The organism is Chungangia koreensis (assembly GCF_042651785.1).
GTDB lineage: Bacteria > Bacillota > Bacilli > Bacillales_A > Planococcaceae > Chungangia > Chungangia koreensis.
This window is the reverse complement of the sequence record NZ_JBHSEC010000006.1, coordinates 81,486-94,835: the sequence shown is the minus strand read 5'-3', so window position 1 is coordinate 94,835 and position 13,350 is coordinate 81,486. Positions and strand designations below refer to the sequence as shown.

Genomic DNA, 13,350 nt, shown 5'->3' with positions numbered 1-13,350 from the left:
TGTGACTCTATTATAAATGTTGGGGTATTCAAACAATTTGAATAAAAAATGCACGCGGTTCTCCAAATCTCTTATACTTGAATTGTCGAGAAACAAGTAACGATGATTGGAGATGCGTGCAAGTGAATTTTATCATGAATATTCCAGGATTAGAAGATGTAACGGTAACGAAAATGGGACAGATTGAAGACCGTGTCGCGATTCATGTCGAGATGGAACGCCGATTCCATACATGCCCTTCATGTGGGGGAAAAACAAGGAAAATCCACGACTATCGGTTACAGAAGATTAGCCACTTGAAACTGTTCGATCGACTTACCTGCTTCATTTATAAAAAACGCCGTTATGTCTGTGGTCAGTGTGGAAAACGTTTTGCGGAGAAGAATACGATTGTCGAGCGTTATAAACGCTCTTCCATTGAGTGGAACCAATCCCTGGCCATCCGTTGTGTTCAGGCAAAGACTTAAGGAAGTAGCCCTACAGTATGGAACATCCGCTACTACCGTTATTCGTCGATTTGATGAACTGGCACACCAGGAGGTGTCCGCCATCAAGGAACTTCCAAGAGCGATTGCCATTGATGAATACAAAGGGGATACCAGAGAGGGCAAGTATCAATTGATCATTGCCGACGCTGAAACAAAGGAGCCTTTGGATATCCTGCCAAACAGAAGGAAGAAGACGATTGTGGACTATCTTCAAAGGTATGGCAGCCAGGTAGAAATCGTTGTCATGGATATGAGTCCTTCCTTTAAAGCCGCAGTCAGAAAGGTATTGAATAAGCCAGTTATTATAGCAGACCGCTTTCACTTCTGCCGATATATCTATTGGGCGTTAGATGGTGTCAGAAGGCGAGTCCAACTGGACTGGCATGATTATGATTGCAAGAAATGTAAGAGAATGCGCCACGTATTCTTCAAGGACAGCGAAAAACTAACGGATCAAGACAGTTGGTATCTTGAACGATATTTGAAGATGTCAGAGGAATTGCGCAAGGCATATGAATTGAAAGAGGCATACAACAAGTGGTTTAAAGGCGCGAAGACAAACGGTGAAAGCGGAATTGTAGAAATCAAAGAGGCACTTCACCGCTTTTACGCTCTTGTAAAGGAAGCAAATATCAAGGAGTTTATTCGGGCAATCCAGACATTCAGGAATTGGGAAACAGAGATCTTGAACAGCTTTTCTTTTAATTATTCCAATGGTTTTTTGGAAGGGATCAATAACAAGACGAAGGTCATGAAACGCAATGCCTACGGCTTTCGGAATTTCATTCGTGCAAGAGCACGGATCCTACTTTTACAAAAGTATAAGAAGATTGAAGTTCACGTCGGGTAGGGTGAGAAAAAATCACCTCACCCCAACATTTGACGTAGAACCGATTTTGTTTATGAAAAATTGTTATTTGGTTAAATGTGGATTAGTAAAGAAGTTGAAGAAACCAATATCCCTTCAAAGTCTCAGTAAATTTTATAATTAAATTTAGTATATTTTAAATTTGGAAGATATTTCACTGGAAATCATTTATAATAAATTGTATTAAAAAAGAAAGGAAGGATGGAAGGCGAATGAAAATTAATTATAAGTTAGTTCTTTTTTTTATGTCATTAATTTTAATTATCGGTATCTTTACTTCAATAACCTTAAGCAATAACCAGGATCACAAGTTTATTGAACTACAGATGAGATATAATGAAGGATTGGAATACTTCAACAACAAAGAATATGAAAATGCTTATAATTCTTTAAACCAAATAGTTGATGAATTCCCTGATTCAGAACCAGTAAATTATCTATATGCTATTTCTGCTGTTAACACTTTTCATTTTAAAGAGTCTTTGATTTATATGGAAAGAGCACTTGATATTAATCCTTATAATGTAGAAAATCCAGTATTTATGATTCAATATGCTGAAATCTTGATAAATGCCGATAAAATAGAAGAAGCTAAATTAGTTATTGAGCACAGCAAGAATTTAGAGCAACCAACTAATTTTCCGAACTTCCAGGAACGACTAAAAGAATTAGAAGAAATAGTAAAGAAAGGAACTTTGATATAATGGTTTCAAAATACTATTTAAGTAATCACTCCTTATCTGATGAAGAGGAGGACATTCATTCTCGTAAAAATATTGATAATTGGATTTTCAGACTTTTATTGCTGATAATTGGCTTTTTACCATTAATAATAGGGGCGCATGCAACAGAAGTAATTAGCCCTAAACTAACAACTATTAATCTTGTTACTTCTGGAATGAAGGGTGACACTTTTACCTTCTATAAAATGTTATTTTTAATTGCTGTAACAACGATAATTGTTATTCTATTTCTTTCAAAGATTTTTTTTATGAATGGAACTATTAAAGCAACAAAAATGAATTATTTTCTTATAACTATTTTGTTATTCATAATCGTCTCGACTTTATTTTCTCCTTCTAAGACAATTGCGTTATGGGGGCAATTTAATCGTTCAGATGGTGGAATCTCATACATATGTTATCTAGTATTATTTTTTGTTGCTATGAACTTAGAGTTTCCAAAAAAAGCTTTAAATTACATAATGTATTCTCTCTATCCACTGATTTTAATAAATTTTATCTTAATTACTATGAACTTTTATGGAAAAGATGCATTACAATATAACATTGTAGAAAAATTAATGACAATTTTTTTGCCATCCGAGGCTTCTCTTAATGAGGGTTCAACTCTTATGGGAACACTGAATCAATGGAACTATATGAGTGGTATGTTTGCTATTATGACAGTAATGTTTCTTACGTGGTCTCTTTTTGATAAGAACTTAGTGAGAAGTATTATTAATATGATTATTTCAGTTTTTTCTCTGTCTATAATGCTTATGTCATTGTCAACAAGTGGATTTTTGACAGTATTACAGATTTCTTTAATAATTATTTATATTGTCATAAGATCAGATAATAGAAAAAAATCGCTTGTACTTTTACTTTCATTTTTCATTTTAAGTTTACCTATATTTCATGTACTTGCTAAAGAGAATCCAAGAGTCTGGAACGAGTCAATTGGGTTTATCATCAAAGATAATCCATACATCCATGAACAAGCTAGTACAAAAACAAGCTATTACAAAATAGATTTAACTAACAAAGCATTTGCTGCCGAAAATTCTTTTGAACTTCCAAAATTACCGGCGTCTGGGTTAGCACCTGGTTCAGGTCGATTATATATATGGGAAAAGACATTTAATTTAATTCAAGAAAGGCCACTCTTGGGTTATGGTCTTGATACCCTAATGTATCATTTTCCACATTACAATATAGATGCACGTGCTGGAATGAGAACGGAACATACTATCGTCGATAAACCGCACAATATGTATATTGGTGTATTGTACGGTACTGGCATTGTTGGATTAATTGGTTTTATGGGGTTAATAGTTATTACAGCTTTTTCAGCTCTTAAAGGATTATTTAAAACCCGGAATCACACAATATCAGTTTTGAGTATTGGTTGGTTGGCATTCTTAATTCAGGCGATGTTTAATGATTCACTACCAGGCACGTCAGCTCCAATGTGGACTCTTGCTGGAATCATGATGGCTATTATACTCACACAAAAAGAACAACTTAAGGAGTCTACTGATGGAAGAAACAATTGAGTTAAGAGAAATAATTGAAATCGTTTTTAGAGGTAAATGGATTATTGCGTTAATTACTGCTGTAGCAATTGGATTAGCTGGAATTGTTAGTTGGTTTGTTTTGCCTGAACAATATGACTCAAATTCGACCATCCAAATTGTCACCAATCCACAAGATGCTGGTCTATTAGCAGGTTATGTGAATGCGGAATTTTCGACGAGTATCTTTTCAGAACGTATTCAGAGCAAAAGATTTTTAGAAAATATACTAATAGAGAATAATTATTCACCTAAGGATTTTAATATTGAGAATTTAATAGTAAATATTGAGAAAGAAACAAATTTAATTGATGTTAGTTATCAAAACGGTAATCCTGAACTTGCACAAAAACATTTAGAGTTGTTTATTAATGAAACTAAGAAGAAAATGAATTCTTCGGTAATCAGTTCAATGAAAAGTTTAGAAAAGACTTATACTTCTGAAACAGAAATCCTTTCTACAGAAATTGAGGGTTTAATTGAAGAGTACAATACATTGATTAAGAAAAATTCTTTGCCTGAAGTGTTAATCATGCAATCACTATTAAACAATCAAGTATTGATGACGGTAAGTGATGAACAAATCAATGCTTTAGTAAATGTGAATGGATCATTACATAATCAGTTAATGCAAATGCAGTCACAAATTCTGTCAAAAGCTACTGAATATCGAAATGTACTTGATCGCTATCAGGCTGTTAAGAGTGGAATAAATAGCTTTTCTCCTGAACCTTATATTAGAGTCATAAGTGAGCCTTCATTGGCGAAGAGTCCAATTTCACCTAATAAGATATTGAATATAGCCATAGCAGCGATTTTAGGGGTAATGATTGGGATTGGTATAGTATTCTTTAGAGAATATTGGAAAAATACAGCACCAGATAAATAATATTTAAAGAAGTAGGAGATCCTGCTTCTTTTTTTGTGAAGAAAATGCTTAATTCTGTAAAATTAAGGTATAGGAAACTGGATATACTTTTCCTTCCGACAAGAAATGACAAAATACTTCCACAAAATATGATGAGTGCGATTTAGTAAGCAAATAGGGGGAGAGTAAGTTGGAGGAAACAATCAGTCTACAGGAATTATTACAAGTAATCCGTAAGAGGATCATCCTTATAATCACTTTAGTAGTAGTGGCTATTTGTATCAGTGGAGTGGCGAGCTATTTTTTTATTACCCAGTTTATCAAGCTTCAACACAATTCTCCAAGAAAAAACGGAACAGCGGATATATAATGTCGAAGATATTCAAACTAATCTTCAATTAATCAATACGTATAATGTTATAATAAAAAGTCCTGCAATCCTTGAGTTGGTTAGGGAGGAACTTACGTTAAATGAACTATCAGATGGCTTAAACTCCAAAATTGCAGGGAGATTCTCAAGTAGTCACGATTACTGTTTCTGACCCTGCTCCATTCATCGCAAGAGATATTGCGAATACAACAGCAAATGTTTTTAAGAGAGAAATAGTTGAAATCATGAGTATGAACAATGTGAAAATATTAGCAGAAGCAACAGCATATGAATTTCAATCCCCTCAGCACTGAACATTGCTATTGTTGGAATAATCTGCCTATTTTAGGGATAGGTTTAGCGTTTCCTTTTGAATACTTTGATAGTAGCAAGATTAAGACAGAACAAGATATTGAAAAAATATTGGAACTCTCTGTTATAGGTACTATTTCAGAAATGGACATGAAAGTGGAGAATAAATTAATGAAGAAGCAGAAGAAACAAAAAGGAAAAAGGGGTATGGAGTGGCAAGAAGAAAAAGTCCAGTTTTAGAAAGGCAGTTAATTACTTTAACTAGTCCTCGTTCTCCCATTTCTGAACAATATCGAACTTTGCGAACCAATATCGGCTTTACATCAATTGACCAAGAGTATCAAACAATCATGGTCACTTCTACTGGACCGGGCGAAGGGAAATCAACAACGATTGCGAATTTAGCCATTGTATTCGCTCAGCAGGGATGTAAGGTGCTGTTGGTGGATACAGACTAAGGAAGCCTACGGTGCATTATACTTTAAAGTACCGAACATTAAGGGATTAACAAATATATTAACACGGAAAGTGAACATTTCTGAAGCTGTACAGGAATCATTAGTTGAGAATCTTTTCATTTTAACATGTGGTCCTATTCCTCCTAATCCAGCTAAGTTATTAGGCTCAGAGTCAATGCGTCAGTTTATTGAACAAGTTAAAGGTGACTTCGATCAAATACTTTTTGATACACCTCCTATACTTGCAGTGACAGATGCCCAACTGATGGCCAACCAGTGCGATGGAACTATATTGATACTAAGTAGTGGAAATACAGATATTGATGCGGCAAAAAGGGCAAAGGAATTATTAATTGCTGCCAAAGGGAAATTATTAGGGGCAGTGTTGAATAAAAAGAAGTCAAAAGACTCTCACTATTATTACTACTACGGACATTCGAATTAGAAATACGACAAAATATTCCAAAAACACCCTATCGCACCCATATTTAATCTGCTAATATGGGAATCGTAACCAAAATATAGGATGATTATACCTATTATTATGAATCGGGGGATGGTAGAATGATAGATGTGCATTCTCATATTACTTTTGGCTTAGACGATGGGGCAAAAAACTTAAATGAAAGTATTGAAATGGCAAAGTTAGCTGTAAAAGAGGGCATTAAAACAATTATTGCTACACCTCATCATGGACACCCTTTGTATTCAACAGGAAAAGAAGACGTTGTACAGACAGTTGAGATTTTAAGAGAGCAATTACAGCTAAGGAAAATCCCATTGGACATTCTTATTGGTCAAGAAATAAGATTATTTGAAGAAATCGATCATGCACTCTTGTCGAAAAATGTATTGAGTTTAAATGACACGGAATATGTTTTAGTTGAATTGCCTTCTTCACATATTCCTAAATATGTTGAAAGGTTATTCTATGATTTATTAGTCCAAGGCAACATTCCCATCATCGCACATCCCGAACGAAATGCTGAAATCGTGGAGAATCCTGACAAACTTTATCGGTTAGTTAAGAATGGAGCATTGTCCCAAGTAACAACTGCAGCAGTTGCGGGTAAGCTTGGTAAGAAAATACAAAAGCTAAGCTTACAGTTGATTGAATATGATTTAAGTCACTTAATAGCTTCAGATGCTCATAATACTACTAACAGGTCTTTTTTCTGGCAAGAGGCATTAAAGGTAATCGAAAAAAAGTTAGGATCAGACAAGTTAGCTTTGTTAGAAACAAATTCTGTTGATTTAATTTCAAATTCACCCCTTACAAAAAATCAGCCGACAAGAATCCCGGATCGAAGGTTTATGGGAATATTTTAATTGAATAGGTGGGGGCGTTAGAACAATGACGTTAAGAAAACGAACATCACTTTTATTTTTATTGGATTCATTCATTGTACTTTTTTCAATTTATATCGGGTACTTCTTTTTACATCCATACGTTCACATCTGGAAGAATGAGGTCCTTCTAATTAGCGCGATAACTATTTTTGTTGCCCATCATACTTTTGCTTTTTTGTTCGGCTTATATAGAAAGCTATGGACATATGCCTCCATAGGCGAACTAAAATCAATCGTGAAGGCTGTCACCTTCACGATTGTAGTTGTTTCCCTTGTTCAATACGCGATTGGTAAGGATATTTATATTCGTGCCTTAGCTTTAACTTGGATGTTACATATCATAATGATTGGTGGATCAAGGCTGTCCTGGAGATATTTTAGGTCTTACATAATTAAGAAAAGTGAATCAGAGGCAATTAGAACAATGATTGTAGGGGCTGGGGCAGCAGGCTCAATGGTAGCCAGACAATTATTACAAAATCCCGAAACCGGTATGAAACCTGTACTTTTTGTAGACGACGATCGGACGAAGAGTGGTCTTGAAATATATGGCATAAAAGTAGTTGGTGGTACAAAGCGGATTCCCGATTTTGTTAAGGACAATCAAATCGAAAAGGTCATTATTGCGATACCATCCCTTAACAAAAGGGAGATGGCCGAAATATCTCGGCTCTGCATTCATACAGGCGTAAAAACCCAAACTATTCCCCGAATCGAGGATTTAATGACGGGAAAAATCACTGTGAATGATATCCGAGATGTCCGGATTGAAGATTTATTAGGCCGTGAAGAAGTGGAGCTGGACTTGCGGGCAATCCGTGACAAAATCCAAGAAAAAACAATATTGGTAACTGGAGCTGGTGGCTCAATTGGGTCTGAAATCTGTCGCCAAATATCCGGGTTCAATCCGAGGAAAATATTACTGTTGGGCCACGGTGAAAACTCCATTTATCAAATAGACCGTGAATTAAGTCAAAAGGTTTCAGAAGAGATTGAAATTATTCCGATTATAGCTGATGTTCAGGATCGGTCTCGGATTTTTGATATTGTTTCAAATTACAAACCAGATGTAATTTATCATGCGGCTGCCCATAAACATGTTCCATTAATGGAACTAAATCCCTTCGAGTCTGTAAAAAATAACATTTTTGGAACAAAAAATGTAGCAGAAGCAGCTGACACATTTGGGGTCGGACATTTTGTATTAGTATCATCTGACAAAGCGGTTAACCCGCCAAATGTAATGGGAGCGACTAAGCGGTTTGCTGAAATGATCATTCAGAACTTGGCACAGGAAAGCCAAACGAAGTTTGCAGCAGTCCGGTTTGGAAATGTATTAGGATCTCGTGGGAGTGTTGTTCCATTATTCAAGGAACAAATTAGAAAAGGCGGACCAGTAACAGTCACTGATTCAAGAATGACACGTTATTTCATGACCATTCCGGAAGCATCTCGATTAGTTATCCAAGCTGGTACTTTTGCTTCCAAAGGTGAAATATTCGTCCTTGATATGGGCGAACCGGTTAAGATTGTTGATCTTGCTAAAAACCTAATTAAACTCACCGGTTATGGTGAAGAGGAAATCGAAATAAAATATTCAGGTATTCGACCAGGAGAAAAGCTTTTTGAAGAATTATTAAATGAAGACGAACTTCAAACGAAATTAATCTTTCCTAAAATTCATATTGGAAGAGCCACTCCGATTGGAAAAGTTGAAATGGAATATGTACTTTCAAAACTTATGGATATGAGTGGAGATGAACTAAAAGAGATTTTGGTTGCAATCGCCAACCGAAAGAATGTGAAATCAATTATGGCACAAGAGGTTGTCAGTTAGTGAGGGATAAAACATGAAGATAGTAAGGAAAAGCCATTATACCTGTAGCGGGTTTAGGACACGCGTCCTTCTTGCCACAAAGGCGATACCAAAGGAAATGCTTCAATTGTGGATAAGCCGACTATCCAATACATCGTGGAAGAAGCCATTGCTTCAGGAATTGAAGACATCATTATTGTAACTGGCAAGAAAAATTGGGCAATAGAAGATCAATTTGTTAACTTATTTGAGTTGGGAGATACACTACTTCTAAAAGAGAAGTTTGATCTGTTATAAAAAGTATTATTAACGAACAAAAAAACTATAACATTTAAATCGAAAAGGTAACGTCATCTAACCTCTTCCATCGATGGCACTCGGTCATATGGTGGGTCCAGGAACCTTAAACATTGTTTGTTGTCGGTCGTATGGCGTGAGGTGGGGCTAGATGCCCCACCTTTTTTATGATTTTTTTAAGGTCCTATTAACATTGGAATAATGGGGTTATTTTAGTACACTGACTGGGGAGATTGAGTTCAGTTGGGGGAAATGAGTATTTTAGTTGATTGAACGATAGATAATGGATAAGAGTTAGACGCGCTTTTAGTGAGGAATATAAATTAATATATAATTGGTAGAAACTCTGTGACATTGAAATGAATATCAATTTTATTTGGTTGTTAGATTTAATATCTTTTACAAGGTGGGTATCAGATTTTGATAACAATTATAGTAGTATAGAAGTTGGTTGTATAAAGTTTTGAAATTTCCAAGTCCTAATCTACTAAAGAACAACTTTTAAGGAGTGTAGCTGGATGTACATGAAGATTAAAAGATTGATAGATATCATTTTTTCACTAATTGGACTTATAGTATTATCACCGATTTTTTTAATTTTAATTATTGCGATTAAGCTTGAGTCAGAAGGCCCAGTATTGTTTAAGCAAAAGCGTGTTGGTATCAATAAAACCCACTTTAATATCTTGAAATTCCGCACTATGAGAATAGATACACCTAAGGACACTCCAACTCATCTATTGGGGAATCCAGAACAGTATATTACAAAAATGGGGAAGTTTTTCAGAAAGACTTCACTTGATGAACTACCGCAAATCTGGAATATCTTCGTTGGACAGATGAGCATTATTGGTCCGAGACCAGCGCTTTGGAATCAAGATGATCTGATTACTGAACGGGATAGGTATGGTGCTAATGATGTGCCACCTGGTTTAACTGGTTGGGCACAGATTAATGGTAGAGATGAGCTTCCTATTGAAATTAAGGCTAAGTTGGATGGGGAGTATGTTGAGAAGATTAGCCTTTGGATGGATATTAAGTGTTTCTTTGTGACCATTGTTAGTGTTTTGAGAAGTGATGGTATTGTTGAAGGTGGGACTGGATCTAAAAAGGAAGTTGCGAGTACTAAGGAGAGCGTTACTAAGTGAAAAGAATACTGATAACCGGGAAAAACAGCTATATAGGTACAAGTTTGGAGAAATGGCTTGGAAATTACCCCGATAAATATACAACTGATTGCGTTAGTTTACGAGGAGATTTATGGAAGGGAATAGATTTTTCGGTGTATGATGTTGTGTTTCATGCGGCTGGAATAGCGCATATTAAGGAAACAAAGGAAAACGCAAATCTTTATTACAAAGTGAATCGTGACTTGGCCTATGAGGTTGCTCAAAAGGCAAAAAAAGAAGGAGTTAAGCATTTCATATTTTTAAGTTCTATGAGTGTTTATGGAATCGAAAGTGGTATTATAGACAAAGACTCACCCCTCGAACCAAAAAGTAACTATGGTAAGTCTAAGCTTCAGGCAGAGGAACTGATAACAGGTATACAGGGCGATCCTTTTAAAGTTGCAATTTTACGTCCACCTATGATTTATGGAAAGGGTTGTAAAGGTAATTATAATAGACTGGCGAATTTAGCAATCAAAATACCAATATTCCCTGATGTAGATAATAAACGAAGTATGATTTATATAGACAATTTATCAGAGTTTGTAAGATTAATTATAGATGATTCTAAAAGTGGATTATTCTACCCACAAAACAAAGAATATGTATGTACATCAAAAATGGTGGAAATGATCGGCGAATTACATGGAACGAATATAAGAATGACAAAACTATTTAATGTTTTCTTGAAATTGTTTCCGATAAATACAGTAAAGAAGGTATTTGGCGATTTGGTTTATGATAAGAAAATGAATGATTACAAAAATAGATATATAGTTTGTGATTTTGAGACTTCTATAAGGTTAACGGAGAAATGTAAATGAAAAAAGTATTGTTTGTAGCTACTGTAGTAAAAGCCCATATTATGGTATTTCATCTTCCCTTTTTAAATTGGTTTAAGGAGAACGGGTATGAGACTTATGTTTGTGCAAAAAACGATTATGAAAATAAGGAAGACTGTGTCATACCCTATTGCGATTATTATTACGACCTTCCATTTGAACGTTCTCCTATAAAACTAAATAATTTTAAAACATATAATCAACTAAAAGAAATTATCGAATCTAATGAGTTTGATATAATTCACTGCCATACCCCTATGGGGGGAGCCCTTACCCGAATTGCAGCACGAAATGCAAGAAAAAAAAATACAAATGTTATCTATACAGCTCATGGATTCCATTTTTATAAGGGTGCTCCTATTGCAAATTGGTTATTATATTATCCAATTGAAAGATACTTAGCAAGATATACAGATGAACTTATTACAATTAATAAAGAAGATTTCAGAAGAGCTAAAAGATTTAAAGCTATGCATATAGAGTATATCCCCGGAGTTGGATTAGATTTAAACAAGGTTAATAGTTTTAAGGTTGATAAAAAGTTAAAATGTAAGGAATTAGGATTGCCAAATAATGTATTTTTCCTGTTATCAGTTGGAGAACTTAATAAGAACAAAAATCATGAAGTCATTATTACAGCATTAGCTAAACTTAAGAATAGCCAAATTCACTATATTATATGTGGACAAGGGGTATTGGAACAAAAATTAAGAAATTTAAGTATAGAGTTAGGAATAGAAAGACAGGTTCATTTATTAGGTTTTAGAAAAGACATTTCTGATATATATAAGATTTCAGACCTATTTGTATTTCCTTCGTTTAGAGAAGGACTTTCAGTGTCTCTAATGGAGGCTATGGCAAATGGTTTGCCAGTAGTGTGTTCTAATATAAGAGGTAATTCAGACTTAATTGAAGGAGGAAAAGGCGGGTATTTAGTTAAACCTAATGATGTAAAAGGGTTTGTTAAGTATATTGGGAAGTTAAAATCAGATAAAGAATTAAGAAGTATGTTTGGTGAGAATAATCTTCAGCAAATAAAAAACTATACTATTGAGAATGTGATATCTGATATGGAAATTATTTATAATAAGTTAATGAATAGTAAGGCGGATGAGCGTGAAAATATTGCATATAATAAATAATTTAGGCTCAGGAGGGGCTGAAAAGCTCCTTAAAGAATTAACGCCACTAATGAATCAAGTGGGAGATTTAGAAGTAGATATTCTACTGTTAACAGATAAAAACAATGTATTCTATGACTCTTTGATTACACAAGGTGTGAAAGTTAATATTGTCAAATATAAAAACATATATGATCCTCGTAATATTTTTGAGGTGAAAAAATATATATTTAGAGGTAATTATAATATAGTCCACTCCCATACTTTCCCTGCCCAATATTGGGTAGCTTTAACAAGACCATTAATTAAAAAAAAGAATATAAAATTCATCACTACAGAGCATAGTACTCATAACAAAAGGCGTGAAAAATCCTATTTTAGACCAATTGAGAAGTTTATTTACTCTAACTATGATGCAATTATCTCAATTTCTGAAAAAACAAAAGAAAACCTTATAAATTGGATCGATCCTAAACGAAAAAAAGTAGATAAACATGTTGTTATAGAAAATGGAGTAGACGTAGAAAAAATAAAACAAGCTTCTCCTTACAGCAAAACGGATTTAGTCGAGAGTATTGATGATAATACAAAGCTTGTTTGCATGGTTGGTAGATTTTCGGAGGCAAAGGATCAACCAACTTTAATAAAAGCTATTAGTACATTACCAGACGATGTTCATTTATTACTTGTGGGAGAAGGACCTTTGTTGGATCAAAATAAAGAATTTGCTAATCAGTTAGGTATAACAGATAGAGTACATTTCTTAGGATTTAGGAAAGATATTCCTGAGATACTAAAAACTGTTGATATTGTTGTTTTATCCTCGCACTGGGAAGGGTTTGGTTTAACTGCAGTAGAAGGTATGGCAGCAAGAAAGCCTGTTGTGACAAGTAACATACCAGGATTAGCTGATGTTGTAAAGGAAGCTGGAAGGTTATTCGAAAACGAAGATGAACTAAAAGATATAATTAATATTTTGTTGGAAAATCATGTTCTTTATGAAAAAATAGCTAAAATATGTATTAATAAAGCTGAAACATATGATATTAGGAAACAGCTGAGGATGTTATTAAAAATTTATTGACAGCATACTAA

The 13,350-nt window shown here is 34.5% G+C and carries 14 protein-coding genes and 2 pseudogenes; all 16 read left to right on the top strand.

Annotation, left to right across the window (positions count from 1 at the left end):
* Positions 1-134 precede the first annotated feature (134 nt).
* A pseudogene (locus ACFOZY_RS06070) lies at positions 135-1,338 on the top strand (ISL3 family transposase).
* Positions 1,339-1,568: 230 nt separating this feature from the next.
* Complete coding sequence (locus tag ACFOZY_RS06065; RefSeq protein WP_378153360.1) at positions 1,569-2,060, top strand: hypothetical protein; 492 nt, start codon at positions 1,569-1,571, stop codon at positions 2,058-2,060.
* Entirely contained in the window at positions 2,060-3,634 is a 1,575-nt protein-coding gene (locus ACFOZY_RS06060) for an O-antigen ligase family protein (RefSeq protein ID WP_378153358.1), read from the top strand. Before ACFOZY_RS06065 ends, ACFOZY_RS06060 begins: the two co-directional genes overlap by 1 nt.
* On the top strand, positions 3,618-4,541 hold the full coding sequence (locus tag ACFOZY_RS06055) for a Wzz/FepE/Etk N-terminal domain-containing protein (protein WP_378153356.1): 924 nt from the start codon (positions 3,618-3,620) through the stop codon (positions 4,539-4,541). Before ACFOZY_RS06060 ends, ACFOZY_RS06055 begins: the two co-directional genes overlap by 17 nt.
* 169 nt (positions 4,542-4,710) lie before the next feature.
* The gene (locus ACFOZY_RS06050; protein WP_378153354.1) at positions 4,711-4,890 is read left to right on the top strand and encodes a Wzz/FepE/Etk N-terminal domain-containing protein; all 180 of its coding nucleotides are present in this window, start codon (positions 4,711-4,713) and stop codon (positions 4,888-4,890) included.
* Between the two features lie 131 nt (positions 4,891-5,021).
* Positions 5,022-5,204: a hypothetical protein gene (locus tag ACFOZY_RS06045; protein ID WP_378153352.1), complete on the top strand. Its 183-nt coding sequence runs from the start codon at positions 5,022-5,024 to the stop codon at positions 5,202-5,204.
* On the top strand, positions 5,179-5,442 hold the full coding sequence (locus tag ACFOZY_RS06040) for a hypothetical protein (RefSeq protein ID WP_378153350.1): 264 nt from the start codon (positions 5,179-5,181) through the stop codon (positions 5,440-5,442). Before ACFOZY_RS06045 ends, ACFOZY_RS06040 begins: the two co-directional genes overlap by 26 nt.
* Before the next feature lie 59 nt (positions 5,443-5,501).
* Positions 5,502-5,660 (top strand): nucleotide-binding protein, encoded by a 159-nt coding sequence (locus tag ACFOZY_RS06035; RefSeq protein WP_378153348.1) that lies wholly within the window; start codon positions 5,502-5,504, stop codon positions 5,658-5,660.
* 70 nt (positions 5,661-5,730) lie between these two features.
* Positions 5,731-6,105 (top strand): CpsD/CapB family tyrosine-protein kinase, encoded by a 375-nt coding sequence (locus tag ACFOZY_RS06030; protein WP_378153346.1) that lies wholly within the window; start codon positions 5,731-5,733, stop codon positions 6,103-6,105.
* Between the two features lie 119 nt (positions 6,106-6,224).
* Positions 6,225-6,989, top strand: coding sequence for a tyrosine-protein phosphatase (locus tag ACFOZY_RS06025; protein ID WP_378153345.1), 765 nt, complete (start codon positions 6,225-6,227; stop codon positions 6,987-6,989).
* Between the two features lie 25 nt (positions 6,990-7,014).
* Complete coding sequence (locus ACFOZY_RS06020; RefSeq protein WP_378153343.1) at positions 7,015-8,847, top strand: polysaccharide biosynthesis protein; 1,833 nt, start codon at positions 7,015-7,017, stop codon at positions 8,845-8,847.
* Between the two features lie 35 nt (positions 8,848-8,882).
* Positions 8,883-9,120: pseudogene (locus tag ACFOZY_RS06015) on the top strand (sugar phosphate nucleotidyltransferase); the annotation flags it as partial.
* Positions 9,121-9,641: 521 nt separating this feature from the next.
* On the top strand, positions 9,642-10,271 hold the full coding sequence (locus ACFOZY_RS06010; protein ID WP_378153341.1) for a sugar transferase: 630 nt from the start codon (positions 9,642-9,644) through the stop codon (positions 10,269-10,271).
* On the top strand, positions 10,268-11,116 hold the full coding sequence (locus tag ACFOZY_RS06005; protein WP_378153339.1) for an NAD-dependent epimerase/dehydratase family protein: 849 nt from the start codon (positions 10,268-10,270) through the stop codon (positions 11,114-11,116). Before ACFOZY_RS06010 ends, ACFOZY_RS06005 begins: the two co-directional genes overlap by 4 nt.
* A complete protein-coding gene (locus tag ACFOZY_RS06000; protein WP_378153337.1) occupies positions 11,113-12,276 on the top strand; it encodes a glycosyltransferase family 4 protein in 1,164 nt (387 codons plus the stop codon). Before ACFOZY_RS06005 ends, ACFOZY_RS06000 begins: the two co-directional genes overlap by 4 nt.
* Positions 12,251-13,339 carry a glycosyltransferase gene (locus ACFOZY_RS05995; RefSeq protein WP_378153335.1) on the top strand — a complete coding sequence of 363 codons (1,089 nt, stop codon included), beginning with the start codon at positions 12,251-12,253 and terminating at the stop codon, positions 13,337-13,339. Before ACFOZY_RS06000 ends, ACFOZY_RS05995 begins: the two co-directional genes overlap by 26 nt.
* The last annotated feature ends 11 nt before the right edge of the window (positions 13,340-13,350 follow it).